General features: G+C 58.0%; 20 protein-coding genes. 8 read left to right on the top strand and 12 right to left on the bottom strand.

The window, feature by feature from the left end:
• Positions 1–8 precede the first annotated feature (8 nt).
• From AC07VV_RS04700 to AC07VV_RS04690, 3 genes are all read left to right on the top strand, one after another.
• The gene (locus AC07VV_RS04700; protein ID WP_495035475.1) at positions 9–1,100 is read left to right on the top strand and encodes a polyamine ABC transporter substrate-binding protein; all 1,092 of its coding nucleotides are present in this window, start codon (positions 9–11) and stop codon (positions 1,098–1,100) included.
• Positions 1,101–1,125: 25 nt separating this feature from the next.
• Complete coding sequence (locus AC07VV_RS04695; RefSeq protein ID WP_495035474.1) at positions 1,126–2,736, top strand: gamma-glutamyltransferase family protein; 1,611 nt, start codon at positions 1,126–1,128, stop codon at positions 2,734–2,736.
• 132 nt (positions 2,737–2,868) lie between these two features.
• Positions 2,869–3,384 (top strand): cupin domain-containing protein, encoded by a 516-nt coding sequence (locus AC07VV_RS04690; protein ID WP_495035473.1) that lies wholly within the window; start codon positions 2,869–2,871, stop codon positions 3,382–3,384.
• Between the two features lie 297 nt (positions 3,385–3,681).
• Here the strand turns inward: AC07VV_RS04690 and AC07VV_RS04685 are convergent, their stop codons facing one another.
• The gene (locus AC07VV_RS04685; RefSeq protein WP_495035472.1) at positions 3,682–3,861 is read right to left on the bottom strand and encodes a hypothetical protein; all 180 of its coding nucleotides are present in this window, start codon (positions 3,859–3,861) and stop codon (positions 3,682–3,684) included.
• Between the two features lie 24 nt (positions 3,862–3,885).
• Here AC07VV_RS04685 and AC07VV_RS04680 point away from each other — a divergent pair, with 24 nt between their 5' ends.
• Entirely contained in the window at positions 3,886–4,494 is a 609-nt protein-coding gene (locus AC07VV_RS04680; protein ID WP_495035471.1) for a hypothetical protein, read from the top strand.
• Between the two features lie 75 nt (positions 4,495–4,569).
• Here AC07VV_RS04680 and AC07VV_RS04675 read toward each other — a convergent pair whose 3' ends face one another.
• Genes AC07VV_RS04675 through ectB form a run of 5 tightly spaced genes read right to left on the bottom strand, consistent with a single transcriptional unit; the run spans position 4,570 to position 8,588 of the window.
• Positions 4,570–4,857 carry a hypothetical protein gene (locus tag AC07VV_RS04675; RefSeq protein ID WP_495035470.1) on the bottom strand — a complete coding sequence of 96 codons (288 nt, stop codon included), beginning with the start codon at positions 4,855–4,857 and terminating at the stop codon, positions 4,570–4,572.
• A 24-nt stretch (positions 4,858–4,881) separates the two neighbouring features.
• On the bottom strand, positions 4,882–5,505 hold the full coding sequence (locus AC07VV_RS04670; RefSeq protein ID WP_096820436.1) for a LysE family translocator: 624 nt from the start codon (positions 5,503–5,505) through the stop codon (positions 4,882–4,884).
• 50 nt (positions 5,506–5,555) lie between these two features.
• Positions 5,556–6,860, bottom strand: coding sequence for a SidA/IucD/PvdA family monooxygenase (locus tag AC07VV_RS04665; protein ID WP_495035469.1), 1,305 nt, complete (start codon positions 6,858–6,860; stop codon positions 5,556–5,558).
• 10 nt (positions 6,861–6,870) lie between these two features.
• A complete protein-coding gene (locus tag AC07VV_RS04660) occupies positions 6,871–7,338 on the bottom strand; it encodes a GNAT family N-acetyltransferase (RefSeq protein WP_495035468.1) in 468 nt (155 codons plus the stop codon).
• Positions 7,335–8,588 carry a diaminobutyrate--2-oxoglutarate transaminase gene (gene ectB, locus AC07VV_RS04655; protein WP_495035933.1) on the bottom strand — a complete coding sequence of 418 codons (1,254 nt, stop codon included), beginning with the start codon at positions 8,586–8,588 and terminating at the stop codon, positions 7,335–7,337. Before ectB ends, AC07VV_RS04660 begins: the two co-directional genes overlap by 4 nt.
• Before the next feature lie 536 nt (positions 8,589–9,124).
• Here ectB and AC07VV_RS04650 point away from each other — a divergent pair.
• The gene (locus AC07VV_RS04650; protein ID WP_495035467.1) at positions 9,125–9,691 is read left to right on the top strand and encodes a TetR/AcrR family transcriptional regulator; all 567 of its coding nucleotides are present in this window, start codon (positions 9,125–9,127) and stop codon (positions 9,689–9,691) included.
• Positions 9,692–9,775: 84 nt separating this feature from the next.
• On the opposite strand, the gene AC07VV_RS04645 is transcribed toward AC07VV_RS04650, so the two are convergent.
• From AC07VV_RS04645 to AC07VV_RS04635, 3 genes are read right to left on the bottom strand one after another with little or no spacing between them, the layout of a single operon-like run.
• Entirely contained in the window at positions 9,776–11,179 is a 1,404-nt protein-coding gene (locus AC07VV_RS04645) for an efflux transporter outer membrane subunit (protein ID WP_495035466.1), read from the bottom strand.
• Positions 11,180–11,183: 4 nt separating this feature from the next.
• The gene (locus AC07VV_RS04640) at positions 11,184–14,315 is read right to left on the bottom strand and encodes a multidrug efflux RND transporter permease subunit (protein ID WP_495035465.1); all 3,132 of its coding nucleotides are present in this window, start codon (positions 14,313–14,315) and stop codon (positions 11,184–11,186) included.
• A gap of 27 nt (positions 14,316–14,342) precedes the next feature.
• A complete protein-coding gene (locus AC07VV_RS04635; RefSeq protein WP_495035464.1) occupies positions 14,343–15,500 on the bottom strand; it encodes a MexC family multidrug efflux RND transporter periplasmic adaptor subunit in 1,158 nt (385 codons plus the stop codon).
• 119 nt (positions 15,501–15,619) lie between these two features.
• Between AC07VV_RS04635 and AC07VV_RS04630 the strand changes: the two genes are divergently transcribed.
• Positions 15,620–16,201, top strand: coding sequence for a TetR/AcrR family transcriptional regulator (locus AC07VV_RS04630; protein ID WP_495035463.1), 582 nt, complete (start codon positions 15,620–15,622; stop codon positions 16,199–16,201).
• Between the two features lie 105 nt (positions 16,202–16,306).
• On the opposite strand, the gene AC07VV_RS04625 is transcribed toward AC07VV_RS04630, so the two are convergent.
• Positions 16,307–21,469, bottom strand: coding sequence for a RecQ family ATP-dependent DNA helicase (locus AC07VV_RS04625; protein WP_495035462.1), 5,163 nt, complete (start codon positions 21,467–21,469; stop codon positions 16,307–16,309).
• Between the two features lie 399 nt (positions 21,470–21,868).
• Here AC07VV_RS04625 and AC07VV_RS04620 point away from each other — a divergent pair, with 399 nt between their 5' ends.
• Together AC07VV_RS04620 and AC07VV_RS04615 are read left to right on the top strand one after the other, a co-directional pair.
• A complete protein-coding gene (locus AC07VV_RS04620) occupies positions 21,869–24,274 on the top strand; it encodes a glucose/quinate/shikimate family membrane-bound PQQ-dependent dehydrogenase (protein WP_495035461.1) in 2,406 nt (801 codons plus the stop codon).
• Positions 24,275–24,358: 84 nt separating this feature from the next.
• On the top strand, positions 24,359–25,657 hold the full coding sequence (locus AC07VV_RS04615; RefSeq protein ID WP_495035460.1) for a carbohydrate porin: 1,299 nt from the start codon (positions 24,359–24,361) through the stop codon (positions 25,655–25,657).
• An 11-nt stretch (positions 25,658–25,668) separates the two neighbouring features.
• Here AC07VV_RS04615 and AC07VV_RS04610 read toward each other — a convergent pair whose 3' ends face one another.
• Both AC07VV_RS04610 and AC07VV_RS04605 read right to left on the bottom strand, forming a co-directional pair.
• Positions 25,669–26,349 (bottom strand): DUF3313 domain-containing protein, encoded by a 681-nt coding sequence (locus AC07VV_RS04610; protein ID WP_495035459.1) that lies wholly within the window; start codon positions 26,347–26,349, stop codon positions 25,669–25,671.
• A complete protein-coding gene (locus AC07VV_RS04605) occupies positions 26,349–26,675 on the bottom strand; it encodes a hypothetical protein (RefSeq protein ID WP_495035458.1) in 327 nt (108 codons plus the stop codon). The genes AC07VV_RS04610 and AC07VV_RS04605 overlap by 1 nt, the downstream gene beginning before the upstream one ends.
• Positions 26,676–26,708: the final 33 nt, after the last annotated feature.

Below are 26,708 nucleotides of genomic sequence, written 5' to 3'. Positions count from 1 at the left end.
TAATGACGATGCGTTTATCGAGCGTGTTTGCGGCGCTGTGCTGCGCTGCCGTGGTGCCCTTTACTCAGGCTGCCGACTCGGTGGTGAAGGTCTATAACTGGTCCGACTACATCGGCCCCGACACACTGAAGAACTTCGAAAAAGACAGTGCCATCAAGGTTCAGTACGACATCTTTGACACCAATGAAATGCTCGAGGCCAAGTTGCTTTCCGGACACTCGGGGTATGACGTGGTGGTGCCTTCAAGCCAGTTTCTGTCGAAACAGATCCGGGCTGGTGCCTATCAACCGCTACAACGGTCGTTGCTGGATAACTGGAAGCACCTCGACCCGCGTTTGATGCAGCGTCTGGAAGCGGCCGATCCGGGCAACCGCTATGCCGTTCCTTATATGTGGGGCACCGTGGGCATTGGCTACAACGAGGAGAAGGTGCGCGCGGTGCTGGGCAAGGACGTACCGTTGGACTCCTGGGCCATGGTGTTCGATCCGCAGAACCTTTCCAGACTTAAAAGTTGCGGCGTGGCCTTTCTCGATGCGCCGGTGAAAATCATTCCTCAAGCCATGCTTTATCTCGGGCTGGACCCCAACAGCGTCAAGCCGGACGACTATAAGCAGGCGTCGAAACTGCTGATGACCTTGCGGCCGTCGGTGACTTACTTCAACTCATCGAAGTACACCGCCGACCTGGCCAACGGCGACATTTGCGTGGCGATCGGCTACTCCGGCGACGTGATGCAGGCCCAGACCCGGGCTCGCGAGGCCGGGAAAAACACTGATATCCGCTACCTGATTCCCAAGGAAGGCGTGAATCTGTGGTTCGACATGCTGGCGATTCCCAAGGATGCCGGCAACGTGGCCAATGCCCATGCCGTGATCAACTACTTGCTGCGGCCCGAGGTCATTGCGTCGATCAGTGACTATGTGGGGTATGCGAATCCGAACAAGGACGCCACGCCTTTGATGGATCCCAAGGTCAGCGGCAACCCGGGGATCTACCCGGGCGACGAGGTGATCAGTCACACCTTTGTCTCTGCGGATCTGCCGGAAAACATCCAGCGCCTGATGACCCGCGAATGGAACCGGATCAAGTCCGGTCAATGAATCCTTGTTTTGAAGAGCCTTTGCCATGCTGAAATTCTCTGCTCACGAGTATCCCTATCCGTCGCAACGTCAAAGTGTTTTTGCCCGTCGTGGCATGGTGGCGGCGTCCCAGCCACTGGCCGCTCAGGCCGGCATCGAGATGATGCAAAAGGGTGGCAATGCGATCGACGCCGCGATCGCCACCGCGGCAGCGCTGACCGTGGTCGAGCCTACGGGTTGCGGTCTTGGTGGCGATGCTTTTGCCCTGGTCTGGTTCAAGGATCAGTTGCATGGCCTCAACGCCAACGGACATGCACCGGCTGCTTTGAGCATCGAAGCAGTCAAGGCTGCAGGCCATGAGCAAATGCCGCTGTATGGCTGGACGCCGGTGACGGTGCCCGGTTGCCCATCGGCCTGGGCCGAACTTTCGCAACGCTTTGGCGTGCTGCCGTTCGCTGATCTGCTGCAACCGGCCATCAACCTGGCGCGGGAGGGTTTTCCGCTGTCGCCCGTGGTTGCTCATCAGTGGCAGGTTGCTCTGGATGAGTTCAGTCCCCATCGCGACGAGGTGCTGGACGCCTGGTTCGATACTTTTCTGATTGAGGGGCGGGCGCCGAGGGCAGGGGAGCTGTTTCGCAATCCTGCACAAGCGCGGACGCTTGAAGAGTTGGCGGAGAGTTGCTGTGAGAGTCTGTATCGCGGCGCGTTGGCGCAGCGCCTGGATGCTCATTCACGGACTACCGGCGGATATCTGCGCGCCACGGATCTGGAGCATTACCGTGCGCAGTGGGTGGAGCCGATCCACGTCAATTATCGCGGTGTGGATGTCTGGGAAATCCCACCGAGCGGCCAGGGTCTGGTCGCGTTGATGGCACTGAAGATTCTCGAGGGTTTCGACTTTGATCATCGTGACAGCCAGCAGACCTGGCATCGTCAGCTAGAGGCCATGAAACTTGCGTACAGCGATGGCTTGCACTACATCACTGACCCATTGCATATGCGGGTGGCGGTGGCCGATTTGTTGAGTGATGACTACAGTGCTCGGCGCCGTGGGCAGATTGGCGATAAAGCTCAGCCACCCAAGCCAGGCGATCCTCATGCCAGCGGTACGGTTTATCTGGCGACGGCCGATGGGCACGGCAACATGGTGTCGTTCATCCAGAGTAATTACCACGGCTTTGGTTCGGGTGTGGTGCTGCCTGACAGCGGCATTGCGCTACAGAACAGAGGGCAGGAATTCAGCCTTGATCCGGAACACGCGAACTGCCTGGCGCCGGGCAAGAAGACATTTCATACGATCATTCCAGGCTTCCTGACCAAGGATGGCCAGGCGCTTGGGCCGTTTGGTGTGATGGGCGGCTATATGCAGCCTCAGGGGCATGTGCAGATGGTCATGAATCTGGTGGATTTCGGATTGAATCCACAGTCGGCGCTGGATGCTCCGCGCTGGCAATGGCTGGGGGGGATGAGGGTAGGGATCGAGCAGGGGGCTTCGAGGGATTTGGCCAATGCCTTGGCGCGTCGGGGGCATGAGGTGCAGATTGCATGCGATCTGACGGATTATGGCCGGGGACAGATTATTCTTCGTGATCCGGTCAGTGGCGTGCTGTGTGGCGGGACTGAGCCCAGGGCGGATTCGCATATTGCGGTTTGGTAAGCGCAAGTTGACAAAAGGTGACGCTAAATGAGGCCAACGTCTTCGAATGTGTCGATATATTAGGTTAACTACACTAAATGAGTCTTTAGTTGAGCTATGCGAAAATCTACTGTGAAGTCAATGGAGAAGGCTATGTTGAAACGCCAGGCGAGCTCAAAAGACGTCATTGCAGCCCTGAAACTTGAATCTCATATTGAGGGTGGCTATTTCCGCAGGACATTTCAGGCCGACCATCGAGAAATGCTCGAAACCAAGGGTGGCTCACGTTATTTGATGACGTCCATTTATTACCTGTTGACCGAAGAATCGCCTGTGGGCCAGTTTCATTTCAACCAGTCAGACATCCTGCATTATTTCCATCTGGGCGACGCCATCGAATACAGCCTGATTCACGCTGACGGTTCGCTGCAGACTTTGGTGATGGGTAGCGATGTTCTGGCAGGACAACATCTGCAATTGCATGTACCGGGCGGAATCTGGAAAGCCTCCAGACTGTTGAATGGCGAGAATGGATTTGGCTTGATCAGCGAAGCGGTTTCACCAGGGTTTGATTTCGCCGATATGGAAATGGGAAATCGACAGAAGCTCACGGCGCAGTATCCGCAGCATAGAGCGCTGATTGAAAAGCTGACGCGTGACGAGGATTGAGATCAGCGCATTTCAAATGGAGAGATCATCAAGCTTCAGAGGCAAAGCGTTTTGAGGGCAATGCTGGAGCTCGAAAACGCCTGTGCAACCGGGCTGGCTCTGTAGTACTTTGTTACGTGTAATGTATATTATGTTAAATGATGTGTCAGGGCAGAACTTTACGAAACGTCCAATCCCACATACCTGCGGCCAAACTCCCACACACCCGTTTCCCAGAAAATCAAAAGCTTCGGTGGGATTCATAATCCGATATCAGCGCACGGCCCTCACTAACCTCCGGTTGGCCCCACCCGATCCTCAACACCATTCGACTCTGATGACTTCATCGCAAGGATTTTCCATGAAGCGCTTTTTCCAGATGAAGCCTTGCGCCGTTCCGGCAAAAAAATCTTCGTGAAGTAATTGCCGCGCAGCAAGCGGGTCATCCTTTACAACCTGATCTACAATCCGCACCCTCTCAAGCTCAGCCTGCAGCATGCGCTAACGCCATAAGGATTTCAGGTGTCATTTCTCTCCACTTTTTTCAAGTCTAGACGTGTAACAGGAACCGGGTACGAACGGGAATTCAACGAAAGCCTGGTCCGCACCCGAAAATGGGGGCTGAATCCCCCATCATTTACACCTCTGCAGGGGCGGCTACTGATAAGTGATGTAATGGTCAAAATCCAGGAGTGTTGGATTTCTGAGCTTTCTGGCTGTGACTATGATGACTTCTCCCAGAGGTGCTTCCAGGTTACCGGCAGCCTGCAGGAACCTCTTCAGGAGCTGCTTGGTGTTCCGTTGTTCTACACGCTGGGGTTTGTTCAAGAAGAAGGAAAGGGGCCCATCTTTCACACTGAGCTGGCTCAGTTGAAGAAGCTTTGTCGGGATGAACAACCACTCAATCACATCGATCTTCATGCCTGGTTAACGTTGCCAACCTACGAAGTATTGGATTTCACATTACTTACAACGCTCGGAACGTTACTGAACACGCCCGAGCTTAAAGGCCGAGCGGTTGCGGGTCACCCGGAAGACTTTCCAGGAAGGCCAAACTACCATCCTCAACTTGTAGGAGATGAATTCCTGTTCAAAAGTGGGTTATCGCAACCTATTGTGTTTTTCACCTGAGAGGCCCGTAACTTTTGGCAGGATGAATGGCGCCCCTCCTCGCTTACTGCCCAAGGCTCCTTCGCAGGTGGCGCATCAACAGGCCCATTTGAAGTCTTGAAAAGCCACTGCATCCGCTAATCCTGCCACTACAGCCAAAACTTCGCGCCTTGGGGTTTGCAACGATGCCGCATAGCTGACCCCAGGCCCCAAGGCATCTACGACAGAAAAGATATCTTCAAGGCCGCAGTCGAGAACAAGGGTGACCGGGCCATAATCGCTTACCAGGTTTCGCGTATGAAGGCTCAGTGGCAAGCCATCACAGGGCAAATCGATCAGCAACCAACTGCGATATTTGAAGCGCACGCTTACATCCTTGAGCATATCGTTCCACTCCATGACACGACCTCATCGGCTGGCAATCAGTACTGGAATTGCGTTATTGAGAGAGAACGCCACCAGAAACACGGCCAGGCCTATGTCAATCTGCCGGGTGTATTTGAGAAACAGCGCCTTTATCGGGCCCTGACCGAAGAGCAACGACACCAGGGAATACCAGATGACTTCGAGGGTTGAGCACAGCACGACCACCAGCACTTTTTCGATGTCGGTGCGTGGCGAGGACAGGAAGCCGGCATAGATGCTGATCATGAAGGCGATCGTCTTCATGTTGCTGATGTTGGTGATGACGCCCACCCGATAGGCCTTGCCGAAGCTGGTGACACCAACAGCGGCGCTTTCGGTGGTGCCAGTATTTTTTGCCAGCACACTTTTGATGATGCTGTAGGCGATGTAGAGCAAGTACGTCGAACCACACAAGGTGGCCACCTTGGAAAAGGCCGGGTACTCATGCAGCAATGCTGCCAGTCCCAAGAGGGAAATGGTCGAGAAGAATACCCCTACAGTGCAGATGCCCAAGGTCGCGCCAAGTCCAGTGGAAACCGAGCCCAGTGAAGAGAATCGACTGACAATGATGAAATTCGGCCCAGGGCTTATTACCGCCAGTATGTAAATCAACGCTGCTGTGAACATAAAACCTCCTTGTTTGAGCAGCAGTCTTTCCAGACTGCTGCCGGATGGCATCAAGCCAATGCTTGTACCGGGGCTTCGATCTGAGCCAATTTATTCTCCAGGGCGGAAAGAATGTGTTCCACCCGTAAGGAAATCAGGCTGAACGAGCCCGCATCGCCCAAGCCGTGGGAGCTTTCGCATAACCCATTGAGAAACACCGCGGGCAAGTCATCCAGAGGCGTCAGGCTGTAATCGCGATTGACCACCAGTGCACCTTGAGCATCGGCGCGGAACCGACGGTGATGAGGCGCGAGCAACGGCGGGTACAGCTCACCGTTTTCCTTGGCCGCAATATCCTTGAAGCCTGTGGCAAGCACCAACGCATCCAGAGCAAGGGTTGAATGCGTCAGCTGATTGACCTCCCTGAGTGCCAGTTGCACCTGGCCCGATGTATCGATGTGCGCCTGCTCGATGGCGATGTTATTGAGGATCTTGATGCGCTGCTTGCCCTGCAGTTTTTCTTCATGGATGCGTACGTACAGCGCGTTGATGACATCTTCATCGGCAGAGCTGTAATTGGTGCCCCGCAATTGCTTGTCCAACCGCGATTTGGCATCTGGTGGAAGGTCAAAGTAGTAGTCGATGAATTCCGGGAAGTACACCTTGTCACTGAACGGACTGGTGTCCTTGAGTCGAAAGCTGAAGCTTCGATGTAACGAATAAACCTCTTTGTCCGGGAATCTGGCAGTCAGATCGAGGACTATCTCCACCGCGCTCTGGCTGGAACCCACCACGCCGATACGCTGCACACTCGGTGGCAGCTTGTTGATGTGCTCCAGATAGTGATTGAGGTGGAACACTCGGGGCCCGGTCAGACCTTCGAATACTGCCGGGATATTCGCCGTACGCCCGGTGCCGAGTACCAGGCTGCGCCCATAAACGACTCGTTGATCGTTATAGGTAACCTTCCACACCTGCTCTCCCTTGAACAGAAGCGGTTCAACCTGCTGGACGAACGCCGAAGATTCGACATCGCCGAGAAAATGGCTGGCTACCCATTTGATGTACTCGGCATATTCCCGGCGTAACGGATACGTCAGTGGCAAGTTGAGGTAGTCGAACAGGCGACCGGTTTCTTTCAGGTAATTGACGAAACCATAGCGGCTGCGTGGATTGCGTGGCGTAACCAGATCCCGTAAAGGGTTGTTCTGGATATCTGATCCGCTGAGCAGCATTTCATCCTGCCAGTCCGGCTTCTGCTTGGCGTCAAGGAAGCGATAAGTCAGCGCTGATGCTGACTCTTCGAGGCCAATTGCCAACGCAAGGTTGGAGGGACCGAAGCCAATTCCCACAATATCGAAGACAGTATTTGACATGGAAATGCTCCTATCCCTGGATTTGCTTTAATGGAAGATGATAATAGTGATACGCGGTGTTTTCGATAAAACCAAATCGAGTGTATAGGCTTCGTGCTCGTGGATTATCGTCTGCGCCTTCGATAAATAGTTGTTTGGCGCCTGTTGTCTGCGCAAATATTTTTGCTGCATTCAATAACGCCAGCCCTACTCCCTTCTTGCGCTTTGACGATTCGACATATAAGTCATTGAGTATCCAGAGGCGCTCCAGTGTGACACTTGAGAAACTGGGGAATAGCTGGGTGAATCCAATGACTTCGTTGTTGACTTCAGCAACAACAAAAATTGTTTCACCCAGAAAAAAGCGCTGTTTAATAAATTCCAGTGAGCGGGCCAGATCGGAGGCTTCACCATAGAACTGGCGGTATTTGTCCAGCAATGGCGCAATCGCCGCAGCGTCGTCGAGGGACGCATGCCGAGTAATGATTTGATCACTCATGATGCGGTCACCTCGGCAAAGGCTTGCTCAAGTATGTGCAAACCCTGAGTGATCTGAGCGGGGGATATTGTCAGTGCCGGCAGAAACTTGAGCACCTGGTTGTCGATGCCTGAAGTTTCAATGATCAGCCCGCCCGCGTAAGCCTGTGCCGCAACTCTCTGCGCCAGGGACTTGTCCTTGAACTCAATGCCTCGGAAGAACCCGCGCCCTTTGAGGCGATTTGGCGCCTTGCTTGCAAAGTCCCGGGATAGCGCCAACAGCCCTTGATGCAGCAGGTCTGCCTTGGCGCTGAGCTCCTGGGTAAAACGGTTATCGCTCCAATAGTGATCGATAACCGCCTTGCCCGTGACAAATGCCAGGTTGTTGCCGCGAAACGTGCCGTTGTGTTCCCCCGGCTCCCATACATCCAGATGGGGCGCCAATAAGACAAGGGACATGGGCAAGCCATAGCCGCTGATGGATTTGGACAAGGTCACGATATCCGGGGTGACACCCAGGGTCTCAAAGCTGAAGAAGTCCCCTGTGCGGCCGCAGCCTGCCTGTATATCGTCGATGATCAACAGAATGTCATGGTCATGGGCGATACGTTGCACCGCTTGTACCCAGGCGGCCGAAGCGCTGTTCACACCGCCCTCACCCTGCACTGTCTCGAGTACGATGGCCGCTGGCTTATCGATGCCGCTACCGCTGCGCAACATCTTGGACAGGTACAACGAGGTGTCCAGGTCGTCGCCAAAATACTGGTCATACGGCATGAACGTCACGTTGTTCAAGGTGACCCCGGCCCCTGCTCGCTTACGCGGGTTACTGGTCAAGGCGAGGCTGCCCAGGGACATGCCGTGGAACGCATTGGTGAATGCCACGATATTCTGGCGGCCGGTGTACTTGCGGGCCAGTTTGATGGCGGCCTCTACCGCATTGGTACCGGTAGGGCCGGGAAACTGTACTTTGTAGCGCAAGTTGCGACGGGCCAGGATCTGCTCATCGAACGCCGTCAGGAAGTTCTTCTTTGCCGTGGTTTTGAAATCCAGGCCATGGGTAATGCCATTGCTCTCGATATAGTCGAGCAGCGCAGCTTTCAAAACCGGGTTGTTATGCCCGTAGTTCAGAGCCCCCGCGCCGCTGAAAAAGTCAATGAACACCTGACCTTGTTCACTGGTCAAGGTCGAACCTTCAGCGGTATGAAAGGTGGCAGTGAAGTCACGACAGTAAGAACGAACGTTGGATTCTTTAAGCTCAAATATATCCAGGGACTGTGGCGTGGCAGGTGCAAGGTGGGGAAGTGAGTAGTTCAGCGTAGCCGTCATGTCAGGTACCGTTTATCAATCCAATTGAATGGACTTCCAACAGGCATAGCGATTTCCCAGTGGCCATGTAGCGAATGCTGAGAGGTCTATCATCCGTGAAGTCCGTGTACAACTTTCATCCGTTGAAACATGACCCGCTCTGTTGGCCAGCAGGAACAATGACGTCTTTCGCTTATTAAACTATCAGTAATTCGTGAACAAACGACCAACTATAAATTCATATGCTTATTACTGGTTCTCTGGAATGCCCAAACGTACAAATCAGTAACCGTGATGAGGCGTTTTGGGTCGACAGAATCGCCCGTCGCTCGTTTCAGGCTTGGGATTGGCGGGAGGCAAGAGCGTTGCGCGGTGGGCCGGGGGCGTTGAGTGAAAATTGTCTCAGATGAAGTAAATTTCTCGATTTTTTTGGTTTTCGTTGCAGTAAAGAGCTTTTCCTGCACAATTCCCGACATTGAAATTCGATCCGAGATTGACTGATGTCCCTGACTCCCCAAGACGAACGACTCATCAAGGCGCTGGCTTTGGCCATCGTTGATCGCCCCCGCGCGACGCTCAAGGAGCTGGCTGAAGCCGCTGGCGTAAGCAAGGCGACGCTGCACCGCTTTTGCGGCACCCGTGACAATCTGGTGCTGATGATGGAAAGTCATGGTGAGACGGTTCTCAACCAGATCACCACCTCGACCGACCTGTTGAGTGGCGATCCGGTGCAAGCCCTGCGCGGTTTGGTCAATGAGCATCTGGCACATCGTGAAATGCTGGTTTTCCTGCTCTTTCAGTATCGCCCCGACACCTTCGCGAACACCGATGAAGGCAAACGCTGGCAGTTTTACCTCGATGCCCTCGATGCCTTCTTTCTGCGCGGCCAACAATTGGGCGCGTTCCGTATCGATATCACTGCCGCGGTCTTCACCGAGCTGTTCCTGACCATGATTTTCGCCATGGTCGATGCCGAACGCCGTGGGCGTGCCGCCAGTGCCAACTCGGCCAATGTCGTGGAACAGATGTTCCTGCATGGCGCTGCCAATCCCGCCCGTCCTCAGTAACGTTCCACCAAGCAAAAAAAAGCCCCGTGACCTCTCGGTTCACGGGGCTGAATGGCTGGACGTGCCACCCCAAAGGAGCTGTTGTCAGGACTTTTCTGGCGACCAGCCTCCGCCCAGCGAGCGGAACAGATCGACCAGGGCAATCTGCCGCTGGGTGCTGACCTCGATAAATGCCGTTTCGTTGACGAAGCGGGTGCGCTGGGCATCGAGGTAACGCAGGTGACTGTCGATGCCGCCTTCATAACGCGCCTTGGCCAGTTTCAACGTTTCGCTGCTGGTGTCGGCCAGCGCGCGTCGGGCCGCCTCTTCCCGGCGCAAGGTGTCGGTGGCGGCCAGTGCATCGGCGACCTCGCGAAACGCCGTCTGAATCGTGCCCTCATAAGCCGCCACCGCCGAGTCCTTACGGGCTTCGGCCAGGCTCAGGCCAGCACTGTTGCGCCCGGCATCGAACAACGGCAGCGACAGGTTCGGCACAAAACTCCAGGACCGCGAACCACCGTCAAACAAACCGGACATTTGCGCACTGGACGTACCAAAACTTCCGGTCAGGCTGATGCGCGGAAAGAACGCCGCCCGTGCAGCGCCGATGTCGGCATTGCGCGCCTGCAATCGATGCTCGGCGGCGAGGATGTCCGGTCGGCGCTCGATCAGCGTGGAGGTGGTGTCAGGCGCAATGTCCTGAACCAGCATCGGCTCCGTCGACAGCCGTTCAGGAATCGACTTCGCCGCATCCTTGGTGCCGAGCAACAACACCAGCGCGTTAAAAGCCTGCTGTTTCTGCCGCAGATTGCTTTCCTGTTCGGCGCGCGATTGTTCCACCAGTCCCAATGCTTCCTGATAGTCCAGCGCTGTCGCCGTACCGGTTGATCGGCGCTGGCTGATCAGTGCAAACGAGTACTCGCGGCTGATCAGCGTTTGCTGAGTCAGATCCAGGCGACGCTGGGCGCCATCGTGAATCAGATATGCCTGACTGACTTCGGCAATCAGGGCGATCTGCGCGGCGCGGGCCGTCTCTTCAGTCGCCAGATACTCTTGCAATGCAGAGTCAGTGAGGCTCTTCACCCGGCCGAACAGATCCAGCTCGTATTCCGGCAGCGACACGCCGACCTGATAGCTGCTGGCGACCCCCGCCTGGCCATTGCTGGCCAGATCCGCCGGCAGGCGCTGACGATTGCCGGATGCACTGGCATTCAGGCCCGGCACCCGGTCCGCCCGCTGGATACGGTATTGCGCCCGCGCTTGTTCGATATCCAGAAGTGTCTGGCGTAAAGAGCGGTTGTTGTCCAGGGCGATCACCACCAGGCGACGCAGTTCGGGATCGACGATAAACGTCTGCCAAGCTAGTTGGTTAATCGGACTGCCCTGCTTGGTCGACTCCCCCGCCCAGTGCTCCGCAATCGGCGCAACAGGACGCTCATAAGTCGGTGCCAACGAGCAACCGCCCAGCAGCATGGCGATCACCAGCGCAGAGAAAGCTGAAATACGCATGGAATCACTCCTGAGCCAAAGCGGGTTGTTCGATAGGTGCGGGTTTACTGCGCAACCGCGACAGCACCCAGACAAAACAGATCGGTACGAACAGCACACCCAGCAACGTCGCGCTGAGCATCCCGCCGATCACACCGGTACCGATCGCACGTTGACTTGCCGCCCCTGCCCCGGTTGCCAGTGCCAGCGGTACCACACCGAGAATGAACGCCATGGAAGTCATGACAATCGGCCGGAAACGCAGGCGTGCAGCCTCGCTGGCGGCGTCGCGCAGGCTGTAGCCCTTCTCCCACAGCTCCTTGGCGAACTCGACGATGAGGATCGCGTTCTTCGCCGCCAGACCGATGATGGTGATCAGACCCACCTTGAAATACACGTCGTTAGGCATGCCGGCGACCATCACCGCGAGCACCGCACCGATGGCACCGATCGGTACGATCAGCATCACCGTCAACGGAATCGCCCAGCTCTCGTAGAGCGCCACCAGCAACAGGAACACCACCAGGATCGCCAGCGCGAACAATTGCGTCGCCTGACCGCTGGAGACCTTTTCCTGATACGACAGCCCCGTCCATTCGTAGCTGAAACCCGCCGGCAATTGCGCAGCGATTCGTTCCATTTCCGCCATGGCTTCACCGGTGCTGTAACCCGGCCCGGCGTCACCGACAATGCGGATCGATGGATAACCGTTGTAGCGCACCAGTTGCACCGGGCCTTCTTCCCAGTGAGTCGTAACGAAGGCGCTCAGCGGCACCAGATTGCCGGCGCTATTGTGTACGTACAGTTTGAGCACGCTTTCCGGGGTCATCCGGTCGCCCTGCTCGGCCTGCACCACCACACGTTGCTGGCGGCCAGCGTTGGTGAAGTCGTTGATCACTTCGGAACCGAACGCGGCGGACAACGCACTGCTGATGGACTCGAAACTCACACCGAGGGTGCGGGCCTTGTCACGATCGATCACCACCCGCAATTGCGGCGACTCGGCCAGACCTTCCATCATGGCGTAGAGGATTTTCGGGTTGCCGTTGGCCTGACCGAGCACCTGGTCACGGGCGGCGAGCAAGGCTTCACGACCCAGGCCGGCACGATCCTGCAGGCGCAGCGCAAAACCACCGGAGTTGCCCAAACCGTCAATCGGTGGCGGCGGCACCGCCATCACGGCGCCGTCGTTGGTCACGGCAAACTGCTCGTTCAGCGCCATGACCTCGGCCATCGCCGATTGATCTTCGCCACGCTGCGACCAGTCCTTGAACACCGGGAACGCCAGTGCCGCGTTATCACCCATCCCGGAGAAGCTGAAACCCGAGACCAGGAACATCGACTGCACCGCATCACGAGACGCGAGATAGCGTTCCAGTTGTTCGCCGGTCGCTTCGGTGCGAGTCCGGGTCGCGCCCGGCGGCAACTGAACGTCGACGATCATGTAGCCCTGGTCTTCCACGGGCACAAACGATTCCGGCAAGCGCAGGTAGAAGTAGCCGAGCATCGCGATAATGCCGACGTACACCAACATCATGCGACCGGCCCGCGCGACCAGCCCGCTGTTCAGGATCGAGTAACGCTCAGTGAGCCGGGCGAAACCACGGTTGAAGGCGCCAAAGAAACCGCGCTTTGCATGGTGTCCTTGCGGAATCGGCTTGAGCAATGTGGCGCACAGCGCCGGCGTAAACGTCAGCGCCAGGAAGCCCGAGAACAGGATCGACACCGCCAGCGAGACCGAGAACTGCTGATAGATCACCCCCACCGAACCGGACATGAACGCCAGTGGCATGAACACCGCCGACAGCACCAGGGTGATACCGATGATCGCGCCCGATACCTGCCCCATGGCCTTGATCGTGGCGTCGACCGGCGACAACCCTTCTTCCGCCATGATCCGCTCGACGTTCTCCACCACCACGATGGCGTCGTCCACCAGAATGCCGATGGCGAGCACCATGCCGAACATGGTCATCATGTTCACCGAGAAGCCCAGCAGGTACATCATCACCAGTGTGCCGAGCAGACACACCGGCACCACAATCGACGGAATCAAGGTGTAGCGGATGTTCTGCAGAAACAGGAACATCACCAGGAATACCAGCACCATCGCCTCGATCAGGGTGTGGATCACCTTCTCGATGGCGACATCGACGAAACGCGACGTGTCGTAGGGAACGGAATATTCCACGTCGTCCGGGAAGTACGTCGACAGTTCGGCCAGGCGTTCTTTTACGGCCGTTGCGGTCTGGATTGCGTTGGCGCCGGGCGACAACTGGATCGCCGCTGCCACGGCGGGTTTGCCGTTCAGACGCGAGTTGAAGTTGTAACTCTCCTGACCGATCTCCACTCGGGCGACGTCGCCCAGTTTGACCGTCGAGCCGTCCTCGTTGGCGCGCAGAACGATGCGTGCGAATTCTTGCGGATCATCCAGAGTGCCTTTCACTGCCAGCGTGGCGGTCAGTTCCTGTTGGCTGCTGGTTGGCGTGCTGCCGAAACTGCCGGCCGGCACCTGCACGTTTTGCCCGCGAATCGCGGTGCTTACGTCGTCGATGGACAGCCCATAACCCACCAGCTTCTGCGGGTCGAGCCAGATGCGCATCGCGGCTTCAGAGGAGAAGAATTGCAGCTTGCCGACGCCCGGCACCCGGCGCAGTTCGTTGTTGATGTTGCGTGCGGCGTAATCGCCCAGCGCGGTCGTGTCGGTGTGCTGGGTCCCTTCCTTATAGTTGAGCGCATAGATCAACAGGAAACCGGCGCTGGCCTGCTCCACTTCCAGGCCTTGGGTGAGCACGGCTTGCGGCATGCGCGACTCAGCCTTTTTCAGGCGGTTCTGCACATCGACCTGGGCAAGTTGCGGATCAGTACCCGGCTGGAACGTCACCGCAATTTCGGCGATGCCGTTGGAGTTGTTGGTCGACTCGAAATACAGCAGGTTCTTGGCACCGTTGAGCGATTCTTCGATCACGCTAGTGACCGAATCCACCAGCACTTTCGCCGAGGCACCGGGGTAAGTCGCTGTCACCTTGATCTGCGGCGGCGCGACGTCGGGATACTGCGCCACCGGCAGCATCGGAATGACCAGCAGGCCGGCCAGAGAGATGAACAACGCCACCACCCAGGCAAAGTTCGGGCGTTTGATGAAAAACTTGGACATCGGGAAATCCTCGCGGCGACGGCGCCCTTACTGTTTCGACTCAGACGTCTGAGCCACGGCCTGGGACTGACCCGGTACGACCTTGGCCCCCGGTTGCAGACCGGCAAGGCCGCCAACGATCACTTGATCGCCCGCCTTCAACCCTTCGCTGATCTGCCAGCGCGAACCCTGCATGGCGCCAGTGACCACACTGCGTGATTCAACCCGGTCGTCTGCGCCGACCACCATCACTTGGGCGCCACCATCGCTGCCCCGCTGCACCGAACGTTGCGGCACGAGAATGGCCTGGCTGTCAGTGCCCTGTGGCGTACGCACACGGACATACATGCCCGGCAACAGCACGCCGTCGGTATTGGCGAACTTGCCGCGCAACGACACCTGCCCCGTGCCACGATCCACAGCAACATCGGTAAACATCAGCGCCCCCTGACGCTCGTAATTTGTGCCGTCGACGCGAATCGACAGTGCTTTGTCGTCATCGGCGGAGAGTTTTCCGTCCTTGAGCGACTCGCGCAGACGCAGTGCATCGGCGGCCGACTGAGTGAAGTCGACATAAACCGGATCCAGTTGCTGAATCCGCGCCATCAACGTCGCGTCCCCCTGCCCGACCAAGGCCCCTTCCGTGACCAGTGCACGGCCGACACGGCCGGAAATTGGCGCGGTTACCGAGGCATAACCGAGGTTCAACCGGGCGCTTTGCAGGTCGGCCTGGGCCGAACGGGTGGCCGCCTGAGCGCTGCGCAGGTCAGCCATGGCGCTGTCGAAATCCTGTTGGCTGACCGCCTCGATTTTCACCAACGGTTCATAGCGCTTGACGCGCGCCTGTGCCTCAAGCGCAACAGACTGAGCGCGAGCCAGCTCACCTTCGGCCCGCGACAACGCTGCCTTCAGCGGTGCCGGGTCGATCTGGAACAACAGATCCCCGGCTTTCACATCAGCGCCCTCTTCAAAACGCTTCTGCATCACGATGCCCGGCACCCGAGCGCGCACTTCCGCAACGCGCATCGGCTCCACCCTGCCCGGCAGCTCCGACGTCAGCGCCAAAGGCTCGGTCTTCACGGCTACCACTTCTACCGGGTGCGCCAATTCCGCCACCGCCGCTTGTTCACTTGCCGGCCCACACCCGGCCAACGCGATGGCGACTGCCAGCGACCCCGCCATCCCTACCGCACGCAAATTGCCCATAACTCACCCAAGGCTTGATCGAATTTGGCGCGAATGCTACGTTTCAAATCACAATGAGTCAATAAAGTCTCATGTGAGTATTTTGTGAATCTTGTGTGAACGTCCTTTAAGGCTCGGTGATGAACTCGATTTCCCATGATGACCCGCTTCTCAAGTCGCTGACCCTGGCCGTGGCCAACCGGCCGCGGGCGACGATGAAGGAATTGGCGCAACTGGCAGGCGTGAGCAAGGCCACCCTGCACCGCTACTGCGGAACTCGGGAAAACCTGACAGCCAAACTGGAGGAGCACGCCGAAGGCACGCTAAAGCTGATCATCGACAACGCCGGCTTGCAGCATCTGGAACCGCTGGAGGCGCTGCGCCGATTGATCCGGGAACACCTCGCCCACCGCGAGTTGCTGGCCTTTCTGATGGCGCAATACCGCCCCGACTTCCTCGACCTGGAACAGGGTGGCAGGCGCTGGCTGTTTTATCTGGAGGCGCTGGACGGGTTCTTTTTGAGAGGCCAGCAGGCAGGGCTGTTTCGCATCGATATCACCGCGGCGATTTGCACCGAGCTGTTTATTGCGCTGGTCTACGGGTTGGTGGATGCCGAGCAACTCGGGCGGGCTGCCAACGCCGATTCTGAACGGACGATTGAGCAGATGTTTCTACATGGTGCGTTGGCTGTTGGGACGAGCTTTACTCAGGTTTGTCGCTGAAGACAGTGTCAGCCCCAAACTGCTGGCGGTCGAAACCTATAGCCTTACAAGCGTCTTGAATCATGGAGCGGCTGGGCGATGACCTGCCCAACACGCTCCTTACCATCAAGGGATTCCGCAAACTCTCGGTACCACCAGCGCCCACTGCTGGCATTTGCAATATTTGCGGTATAGCTCCTCACCCTCTTCTGCGTAACGAATGAGGATCTCGGCCACCTCGCAGGTCTGTATCACGAATTCAGGCGTATACGAGCTGGCGGTTCTGCCGACCACCGTGCCGAACGCATCCATTATCAGGTTGCGCGTTCCCGAGCGATCAGGTTGCAAGGTCAGTAAATCGCCTCGCCGTAACTGACGCAGCGCCGAGTGGATTGCATCGCTTTCGGCATGACGGCCGGCGTACCCGATATCGATTTCATTGAGTCCGAGCTGCTGGTAACGCTTGTTCAGGCCGTGTAAAGGCGAACCAGTGAAAGGCCTGCGCAGGATGCTGGGCGGCAGGCAGCCGCTGAACGGATTTTCGACGCTGAATTCGCACAGCGTCAGGGTCTGCTCCGCGCGAGTCATCCCGACGTAATACAGACGGCGCTCGTCATCAAGGGCCTCTATCTTGTGGTTCCACCCTCCGTCCAGCAGCACCACATGTCGAAACTCCAGGCCTTTGGCCGAATGCACAGTGCCCAGGTACAGGCCACTGCCCGGCTGCTGACGGATTTCCCGCGCATAGTCATACAGCCACTCGATGATTGCCTTGCATTGCAGCTGACAGTCGCCGAGTTCGATCTTGAGTTCATAGAATGCAGTTTCGAAGAACGGCGCCGAGTACTCGTCGAGCATCGACTGCACCTGCTGCAGCGCCTGTTCGGCAGTCAGGGCCCCGGCCTGCCGTTCAAGATGTTCGACCACCTCCACAAATGCGCGCTGACGGGTCAGCGGCAAGCCATTGTCCTTCTCCGTCGCCAAATGATAAGAAACACCGTGCTGCTCGCACCAGGCCTGGACTGTCAGAAGATAGTGATGAGTCCGGGCGAGTACCGCGCAGCCATCCCAGATGCCATCCTCTAGATCCAGCAGACGCTGTAGTTCGAGCATGGCGGCCTGCGCCTGGCAGTTGCCATGCGCGCGGTCAGTTGGATCAATGAGCAAACGCATTACCTGACCGCGTCGCTGCGGGTCCAGGGTATGCCACTTGCCACCCGCAGGATCCGAAAGACGCCGCGCGTCGATCGAAACCGGCGTAGCGATTTTCAGGCGCTGGGCATTGAAGCCGATCAGGTGATTGGCTGCCGCGATAATGCAGGCGCTGGAACGATAGTTCTCGACAAGGAAGGCATCGGTGGCTGAGTAGGTGTTGCGAAATTCCTCGATGTAGCGGTTATTGGTATCCCGCCAGGCGTAGATGTTCTGGTCATCGTCACCCACGGCGATGATGCACGGTTTACCTTCGTCGGATGAACCACGGTCAGCCAGTGCGCTCACCAGTCGATACTGCAACTCGTCAATGTCCTGGTATTCATCCACCAGGATATAGCGATAACCACGCAGTAACTGGGCACGCAGGTTGGCGCGGGCATCATCCAGGTCGTCCTGGGTGAGTGTCTGGTCATCCTCATCGTCGACCTGTACGACGAGCGAGCCTTCAAGCAGATCCACCGCCTCCCTCATCAGCTTGCCCAGGGTGTCCTCGTCCACCTCGTCTCCGCGCTGAAAGCGAGTGCCGGTCAGGCGCATGGCGAGGCTGTGGTAGGTCATCACGCTGACACCGTAGGCGTCGGCGCCGACCAAGGTCAGCAGTCGTTTGCGAATCTGGTTCGCAGCGTGGCGATTGAAGGTCAGCGCAACGATTGCGTTGGCCGGCACCCGACGCACCCGTAATAAGTAGGCTATGCGGTGAACGATGACCCGGGTCTTGCCCGAGCCCGGCCCTGCAAGTACCAGGCGATTACTGTCCATGTCATCGGTGACGATTGCACGCTGAGTGTCGCTCAAAGCCTCGACGATCATGTGCCAGGATGCTTCGCTGGTCGCGTATTTGAGTACGGCCTCACGGCCCGCGAAATACCGCTTGAGGAACGTCGTTTTGTCGGCGTTGAAATAATCGGCCACAAGCTGTCGCGAAGCCTGCGGATTGGTTTGAGCCAACTCGGCGTACTCGCGCATCACATGTACCTGGATACGTTTCTCGCGGTAGTGCTCGTCAAGTAGTTGGTAGTCCTCTTTGAGGAATCGTGGGCGCTGATGGTCGACCTTGAGGGTCATGGCCCGGCGCATCACCGTCACACCGTGATTGAGGCAGAACACCTCTTGGCGATGGAGGAACAGCAGCACTCGTTCGACATATTTGTCGCGCTTGTCCGGCACTCGCTGGCTCAATTCCAGATCCTGATCGATCAGGTCGACCAGTTCGCCGAACGTGGCCTCGACGAGTTGGTTCTTACGCCGCCCCGGTAATTTGCCCAACAGATGTTCGAGCAGCTTGCTGGCCACTACAGCACGGGTTTCGCTGACCTCGGAAAGCCCGCGCCAACCATTGTCATGACGAATGCGCAGACGAATGAAATCATGGCTTAGCTGGCGCAACTCAAAGCTGTTGGCACGTCGCTCGACATAACTATCACGATCGGGCGAAAGCCCACGCAGCAGGCGTAGCACATGCAGCGGCAACACGTCGGTGCGCCCCATTCGTGCCTTTAGTGCCGAGGTCAGTATTGAAACATTGATGTCCTGCCAAGTGCCATCGGGGGCGTCGGGTGCCTGTTCAGCCAGCGTTTCGAGCAAAGCCTTTTCCAGCGTCAGCAAGAGTTGCAGTTGCTGCTGCGAGCTTTCGGTACGGCCATTGCTGAGAACTACGGTGAACTGCGTATCACTGACCAGCAACTTGCGCGCTTCGAGGTCCTTGAGCACTCGGGCTATTTCCTGGGGGTCCAGGCTGGTAAGGGTAACCAGGTTGTCGGTGTTGATCCGTTCGGCGGCGCTGGCTCCATAGAGGTAACCAAGAATGGCCAGATACTCCGCCTTGCGCCGCTCGGTAAGGGTCGACTCGCGCAGACAGCGCTCGGCCTCTTCGCGAGGCAGCGCCAGACGTGAAGGGAAAATCTGCGTGTGGTTCTCTTCGCGGGTCAGATAACGTCCGCGCTCCAGCCACGCGATGGCGGTGACCACCTTGGTATCGGCATCCAGTGCATCGGCATCGAAGGAGGTCTGGATGGTGTCATCCATGAGGATCTCCCCCGCCGTGATCACTAGCGTGTTCTGACCGCGGCGCTTGAATTCGCCGTTCAGCTTCTTCTGAATCTGCTGAATGTCCCGCTGGCTCAGGCAGGCTCGTTCGCACAGGCCGAACTGTGTCTCGATATCCTGTGGGTCATAAAGCAATACCGCATGCGCCTGTTGCTGGTCACGCCCTGCCCGGCCGGCCTCTTGCAAGTAGTTTTCCAGCGAGCCGGGAATATCGGCATGCACCACCAGGCGAATATCTTCCTTGTCCACTCCCATGCCGAACGCATTGGTGGCAACCATTATCCGTATCCCACCATCCTTGAAGTCAGCCTGGACTGACAACTTTTCAGCAGGCTCCATGCCTGCATGGAAATGCCGGCAATCGAGCCCCTGCTGTCTGAGAAACTCTGCCAGTTTCTCGGCAGCCTTGCGGCTGGCCACGAATACCACTGCCGCGCCCGGTTGCTGTCCCAGGTATTCTTCCAATAGACGATGGATCCTCGGCCATTTTTCGGCGCGACTGCAGGGCATTACCTCAAGAATGAGATTGCCGCGCTCGTGGCTGCCAAGGAACTCTTCGAAGTTGATGTGCAGCATCTCCTTGAAATGGCTGCGGATGTCGGCCAGTACTTCCGGTTTGGCCGTGGCGGTGAAGCAACCGATCGGCGCCGGGTTGCCACCACCGTGATACTTGGCGATGTAGCGTGAGACATAGTGGTAGTCGGGACGAAAATCATTGCCCCATTTCGATAGACAGTGGGCTTCGTCGAATACCCAGCCACCCACTTCTCGCTGCTCGATGGCACTGCAGAAGGCCCGGTTGCGAAACTGCTCTGGCGACACTAGCAGGATGCCAATATCGCCCAGGCGAATCTTTTCCAGCACGTCCGTCCGCTCTGGCATGTTCAACAGGCCATTGAACGCTGCAGCACACTGAATACCCTTTTTCAGCAGGCCATCGACCTGATCCTTCATCAGTGATTGCAGCGGGGAGATGATCACCGTGAGGCTGCCGTTACGGTGATAGCGGTTCAGCGCCGGCAATTGATAGGTGATCGACTTGCCACCACCGGTAGCCAGCACTGCCAGTACATGCTGCCCACGCATGCCGGCAAGAGTGATGTCATGCTGCAAAGGTTTGCCGGACGGTTCCAGTCGAAAATCCGGGTAGTTGAAATAGCGTTTGAGTTCGTGGCGCGGGTTATGGATCGTGAGGCAGTACTGACAATCGCCACGGCCACAGGGCACATCGCGCAGCTCTCGGATCAGTGCGCTGACTTTGGGAAACTGGTAGCGCACCCAGGGTGCCAGTACCGAGTTGCCCCCTGACACCCGCAACCAGGCGAGCATGTAGGCCAGAGGCAGGTGCGCGTCGGGGTCGTGCAAGTCTTCGGCGATCAGCTTCTGCAGCCGCGTCCGGCACACCTTCAAGTCGCGGTTGGTATACGCATCCTTCTCCGACAGCAGTTGCTTGATGAGTGGCCCGATTTCCTGAATCGCTACCGTTTGCCGCCCGGTCAGCGTCGCGAACATGCCCCCCGCATCCAGCGCAGGTGTGGGGGCCAGCAGCGCCTGGTAGCAAAGCATCTCGGCCGGCTCGACCTGCTGCAGCTCGGCAAAGGCCTCACGCTGGTCATTGAACAACGTGAGCGTGAGACGGCAGTCAGCCAGCGGAGAGTTGAGCGTACTGCGCACCAGCTTGTAGTCCTTCACGAGCCGGTGATACGGGTTGCGCGGAAATGCCAGTGGAGACAGGAGCAAAGTGTCGAGGGTCGGCAGCTCGTGCAGCAGCATATCGGACGCCTGCTGACGCAAGATGCGCAAGTCATGGCTGATCAAGTTATGCCCTAACAGGTAATCCGCGCCATTGGTCAGGTCGTCGACCTGCGACAGTACTTGGGACAGATCTTTGTTCACATCGAGTTCGAGCTCTGTACCCAGATCCTTTCGCAGCGCTCCGACCTTGAAGATTTCCTCTGGCTTTTCCGGCTTGGCGGGATAGACCTCAAGGTCAATGACGAGATTTTTATCCTGACGCAGTGGGAACATGTCTTACGCGATCCTTGCTTATAACCTACATAACTCGCAGGTTACAGGCAAATTGCCATCAGTCATACCCTGTTGACCGCCGCCACTCCACCCATGATGCCGGGCGAAATTCTCAGGCGACCTGCTCACGTCGCCAAGACGTCGGAAATTTGCAACCGAGCCAAGCTTTTCAGTCCGTCCACCCACGCTGTGATCTATACCTGTCATAAATCCCGTTTCCACTGACAAAAGATCCACTCTCGCTAATGTTTGAACCGTCCCTGTAAATCCCGACAGGAAGCCTCGTCTGTGATCTGGCGTGTCATTGGGCACTAAACCGTGTTTCATTCTGAATTAGTGATTTAACTAGGTAGTTACCTAACTATATAATGCCCGCCTCATTTCAACGGGACATTCAACGTGAAGCAGAGTCAACGCCTCTCGGGCATATCAACATTCATTCTGGTCGGGCTTGGCGTGATCATCGCCCTGCTCGGCCTGGCACTGGCGGCTGGTGGTGTGAAATTGGTCAGCCTGGGAGGCTCCTGGTACTTCCTGGTGGGTGGTCTGGTCATGGCCATTTCCGGTCTGCTGATCGCTCGTCGCAAGCCTGCCGGTGCGTGGCTGTTCGCCGCGTTTCTGCTGGGGACGGCGATCTGGGCCGTGAGCGATTCCGGTCTGGTGTTCTGGCCGGTGTTCTCGCGCCTGTTCATGTTCAGCGCCGTGGGCCTGGCGGTCGCGCTGGTCTACCCGATGCTCAAGCGTGCCAATGGCGGCGTTCCAGGTCGTGGCGCTTACGGCGTTGCCGCTGTTCTGGCGGTTGGCCTGGCCGTGGCTGCCGGCAACATGTTCGTTGCGCACCCGACTGTCGTCCCAACCGGCACCGGCCCGGGCCTCACCCCGGTCGAGCCGGAAAAGGCGCAGAAAGACTGGGCGCACTACGGCAATACTGAAGGCGGTAGCCGATTCGCTGCGCTGGACCAGATAAACCGCACTAACGTCGACAAGTTGAAAGTCGCGTGGACCTACCACACCGGCGACATCGCCGAGAGCGACGGCAATGGCGCTGAAGACCAGCTCACCCCGCTGCAGATCGGCAACAAGGTGTTCATCTGCACCCCGCACAACAACCTGATTGCGCTGGATGCCGACACCGGTAAAGAACTCTGGAAAAACGCCATCAATGCCCAGTCGAAAGTCTGGCAGCGTTGCCGTGGCATGGCCTACTTCGACGCCAGCGCAGCCGTCGCCAAACCGGCCAGCTCGCCAGTGACCGAGACGCTGGCCGCCCCTGCCGCCAACTGCACACGCCGTCTGCTGACCAACACCATCGACGCCCGCCTGATCGCGGTCGATGCCGACACCGGCGAGTTCTGCCAGGGTTTCGGCACCAACGGTCAAGTCGATCTGAAGGCCGGTCTGGGTGATGTCCCGGACAGCTACTATCAACTGTCCTCCGCACCGCTGATGGCCGGCACGACCGTGGTTGTTGGCGGCCGAGTGGCGGACAACGTGCAGACCGACATGCCGGGCGGCGTGATCCGTGGTTTCGACGTGATGACCGGTGCGATGCGCTGGGCTTTCGATCCGGGCAACCCGCAGGATAAAAAAGCACCGGCCGATGGCAAAACCTATGTGCGCAGCACGCCGAACAGCTGGGCGCCAATGTCCTACGACCCGGCAACCAACACCGTATTCCTGCCAATGGGCAGTTCGTCCACCGACATCTACGGTGTTGAACGCAACAAACTCGACCACACCTACGGTGCTTCGATCCTGGCGCTGGACGCCAACAGTGGCGAAGAAAAGTGGGTCTACCAGACCGTGCACAACGACCTGTGGGACTTCGACCTGCCGATGCAGCCAAGCCTGATCGACTTCACCAAGGACGGCAAAACCGTGCCGGCGCTGGTCATCGGCACCAAGGCCGGGCAGATTTACGTGCTCGACCGCGCCACCGGCAAACCACTGACCGAAGTAAAAGAAGTACCGGTCAAGGCGTCGAACATTCCGAACGAGCCCTACTCGCCAACCCAGCCAAAATCGGTGGGCATGCCGCAGATCGGTGCCCAGCACCTGACCGAATCGGACATGTGGGGCGCCACGCCATACGACCAGTTGCTGTGCCGGATCGACTTCAAGTCGATGCGTTACGACGGCCTGTACACCGCGCCGGGTACCGACAAGTCCTTGAGCTTCCCGGGCTCGCTGGGCGGCATGAACTGGGGCAGCATCTCAACTGACCCGGTGCACGGTTTCATCTTCGTCAACGACATGCGCCTGGGTCTGTGGATTCAGATGATCCCTTCGCAGAACACAGGCAAGGCAACCTCCGGTGGCGAAGCGCTGAACACCGGCATGGGTGCTGTTCCGCTGAAAGGCACGCCGTACGCGGTCAACAAGAACCGCTTCCTGTCGGTGGCTGGTATTCCGTGCCAGGCGCCGCCGTTCGGCACGTTGACCGCCATCGACATGAAAACCCAGAAAGTCGCCTGGCAGGTTCCGGTCGGCACCGTTGAAGACACCGGTCCCCTGGGCATCCGCATGCATATGCCGATCAAGATCGGTCTGCCAACCCTGGGCGGCACCCTGTCGACCCAAGGTGGCCTGATCTTCATCGCCGGCACCCAGGACTTCTACCTGCGCGCCTTCAACAGCGGCAACGGTGAAGAAATCTGGAAAGCACGTCTGCCGGTCGGCAGTCAGGGCGGCCCGATGACGTATGTGTCGCCGAAAACCGGCAAGCAATACGTGGTCATCACCGCTGGTGGTGCCCGTCAGTCGACCGATCGCGGTGACTACGTGATGGCTTACGCCCTGCCGTAAACCGCCGCGCCCTCCTTCACTTTACTTGTGCGCGACACCTTCGGGTGTCGCGTCGTTTCATGTCCTCAGCTTTGGATTTCAGCAATGTCATTGGCTGTTCGCTTTTCTCACTCCAGCGTATTCACCGGCATGCTGCTCGGTCTCACTTGCAGCACTGCCCTGCCCGCTTTCGCCGATACCGATTCGAACGTGTTCACGCGCAACACCCTGACCGGCGACTGGGGCGGCCTGCGCCACCAGCTCGATGAAGACGGCATCAAGTTCACCGGTGATTACACTGGCGAAACCGCCTACAACGCCGACGGCGGCCTGCACCGTTCCGCCCGTTACTCGCAGAACATCAAGCTCGGCGCGCAGTTCGACCTGAGCAAAATCTATGGCGTGGACAACGCCGGCAAGATCCAGCTGACCATCAACGACCGTCGCGGCAACAGCGCCTCGGAAGACTTGGTCGGCAACCGTCTGCCGATTCAGGAAAACTACGGCGGCCTCTACACGCGCCTGACCGAACTGAGTTACGAGCGCACCCTTTTCACCCCGGCACTGAACGTCAAACTCGGCTACATGGCCATGGGCAACGACCTCGGCGGCCTCGACAGCGGCATCCTCTGCAACTTCATGAACGCCGGTTTTTGCGGGCACCCGCTGAACATGTCCGGCGGCAGCGGCTGGACCAACTACCCCAACGCCCACCTCGGTGTGCGGGTCAAATACGACCTGTCGCCGGAATGGCAACTGCGCGTCGCCGCGTTCAACGTCGACCCCGAGAGCAACGGCAACTCCAGCCGTGCCTGGCACCTGGGGCCGAAACACACCACCGGCACCGTGGTGCCGGTCGAACTGGTCTACAAACACGCAGGCACCCTGCCCGGCGAATACAAACTCGGCTACTACTACGACAGCTCGGATGTGAAACGCATCGGCAGCGATAAGGAAGTGTCCGGTCGCGGCGGTCATTACCTGCTGATCGATCAGGCAGTTTGGAGTTCGCAGACATCCGAGGGCCGCAGCCTGCATGCCTTCGGCCAATATTCGGCCGCCAGTGAAGCGGCTTCGCCGTTCAGCAAGTGGTACGGCACCGGCGTGGTTCTGTACAAACCGTTCGAAGGCCGCCCGCGCGACACCGTCGCCCTGGGTTACGGCCGCGCCGTACAGAACCCGCGCAGCCGCGACGTGCAGCAAGAGGCAGCGCTCGCCAACGGCACGCCGCTCTCCAATCTGGACGGCGCTGAACAGTTGATCGAGCTCGGTTACGGTTACCAGGCCACCCCATGGCTGACCCTGCGACCGAACGTGCAGTACATCATCGAGCCGGGCGCGTTTTCCGGGCAGGACATCGACAATGCACTGGTGTTCGGACTGCAGGTGAAAGCAAGTCTCTGACCTCGGCGCTGTCAGCGTAACGATGCTTTGCGGGCCACGACATAAGACTGACTCAAGTCCGTGGCCCAACCATCGAGCACACCCTTGACGTTATCGGCCGTCATCACCTGCTTGTCGTTTTCCAGCGGAACGCCCGTGCCCTTGCGGACCACCTTCGCCACGACCTCACCGGTCGAGCCATCCTCAAGGGACACTTCCGTGGCGATCTCACTGTCCTGATCACGAATGCCGGCAGCAGTGCTCACTCCGGCCGCAACCAGCGTGATCGGCAGCCATTCGTAGTACCGCAGGCCTTGGGTACTGGTGGCGACTTGTGTGATGGCTGGCCTCACAACCAGTGTGTTCGGGCCGGGCCTCGAAGCTAATGGCAGCACTTTTCCCAGCGCTTGCCTCAGGGCCGCGTCGTAGTAGCCGGTCACACCCGACAGGGTGCTTTGCGGGATCCGTCCAGTCGGCTCAAACTTCGGATAAAACTGGCTTGGCGCCAGATAGACCCGTGTGTAGCGACCACTCACCAACGCCGGACTGGCCCAACTCAATATCGTCTGTCCCGAGGGCGTCTGCTGCTCCTTCAGCGTGCTGTAGTCGTTGAGAAACCCGGAATACATGTCAGGCGCGACCTTTTTATTGCTGCATGCCGAGAGGCTCAGGCTGGCTGCGAGCAACAGCGCCAGTGAGTGACGGTTTCTCATCAATGCGCTTCCCCTGCGGTCTGAATCTGGCCGAACGGGGTATTTTCAGAACACTCGATGCGCAACTGGCCGTGGGTCATGATCCAGTGAATGAATTCGGCGGTGGGAATGGAGTGGATGTATTCCACCCAATGGCTGTCGGCCGGGCTGAAGCGCTCGAAGTAGCGGCGCATGACGAGTTGGCTCTGGTCCTGAGCGATCCCCAGACAGGTTTCCTGGAAAAAGATCGGCGCATTGAGAGCGCCGGTATTGGTGCGCTGGGTCAGGATCAGTGGACGCACCGCGGCATGGCCCTGAGTGGAATAAGCGCTTTTCATATCCTTCATATGAACCCCCTTGGATGGAATGCCGGCAGAGTG

Source organism: Pseudomonas sp. GW821-FHT02C04, from assembly GCF_059421845.1.
The sequence above is the reverse complement of the archived record's forward strand: the minus strand, read 5'-3'. Positions and strand labels throughout refer to the sequence as shown.

What these genes read in the sequence shown, in the direction of transcription:
- AC07VV_RS04645 (WP_495035466.1), bottom strand. Translation starts at nt 11,179, where the DNA reads ATGCGTATTTCAGCTTTCTCTGCGCTGGTGATCGCCATGCTGCTGGGC.
- AC07VV_RS04665 (WP_495035469.1), bottom strand. Translation starts at nt 6,860, where the DNA reads ATGTCAAATACTGTCTTCGATATTGTGGGAATTGGCTTCGGTCCCTCC.
- AC07VV_RS04615 (WP_495035460.1), top strand. Translation starts at nt 24,359, where the DNA reads ATGTCATTGGCTGTTCGCTTTTCTCACTCCAGCGTATTCACCGGCATG.
- AC07VV_RS04700 (WP_495035475.1), top strand. Translation starts at nt 9, where the DNA reads ATGCGTTTATCGAGCGTGTTTGCGGCGCTGTGCTGCGCTGCCGTGGTG.
- AC07VV_RS04685 (WP_495035472.1), bottom strand. Translation starts at nt 3,861, where the DNA reads ATGCTGCAGGCTGAGCTTGAGAGGGTGCGGATTGTAGATCAGGTTGTA.
- AC07VV_RS04650 (WP_495035467.1), top strand. Translation starts at nt 9,125, where the DNA reads ATGTCCCTGACTCCCCAAGACGAACGACTCATCAAGGCGCTGGCTTTG.
- AC07VV_RS04695 (WP_495035474.1), top strand. Translation starts at nt 1,126, where the DNA reads ATGCTGAAATTCTCTGCTCACGAGTATCCCTATCCGTCGCAACGTCAA.
- AC07VV_RS04625 (WP_495035462.1), bottom strand. Translation starts at nt 21,469, where the DNA reads ATGTTCCCACTGCGTCAGGATAAAAATCTCGTCATTGACCTTGAGGTC.
- AC07VV_RS04675 (WP_495035470.1), bottom strand. Translation starts at nt 4,857, where the DNA reads ATGCTCAAGGATGTAAGCGTGCGCTTCAAATATCGCAGTTGGTTGCTG.
- AC07VV_RS04690 (WP_495035473.1), top strand. Translation starts at nt 2,869, where the DNA reads ATGTTGAAACGCCAGGCGAGCTCAAAAGACGTCATTGCAGCCCTGAAA.
- AC07VV_RS04610 (WP_495035459.1), bottom strand. Translation starts at nt 26,349, where the DNA reads ATGAGAAACCGTCACTCACTGGCGCTGTTGCTCGCAGCCAGCCTGAGC.
- AC07VV_RS04670 (WP_096820436.1), bottom strand. Translation starts at nt 5,505, where the DNA reads ATGTTCACAGCAGCGTTGATTTACATACTGGCGGTAATAAGCCCTGGG.
- AC07VV_RS04640 (WP_495035465.1), bottom strand. Translation starts at nt 14,315, where the DNA reads ATGTCCAAGTTTTTCATCAAACGCCCGAACTTTGCCTGGGTGGTGGCG.
- AC07VV_RS04605 (WP_495035458.1), bottom strand. Translation starts at nt 26,675, where the DNA reads ATGAAGGATATGAAAAGCGCTTATTCCACTCAGGGCCATGCCGCGGTG.
- AC07VV_RS04660 (WP_495035468.1), bottom strand. Translation starts at nt 7,338, where the DNA reads ATGAGTGATCAAATCATTACTCGGCATGCGTCCCTCGACGACGCTGCG.
- AC07VV_RS04635 (WP_495035464.1), bottom strand. Translation starts at nt 15,500, where the DNA reads ATGGGCAATTTGCGTGCGGTAGGGATGGCGGGGTCGCTGGCAGTCGCC.
- AC07VV_RS04630 (WP_495035463.1), top strand. Translation starts at nt 15,620, where the DNA reads ATGAACTCGATTTCCCATGATGACCCGCTTCTCAAGTCGCTGACCCTG.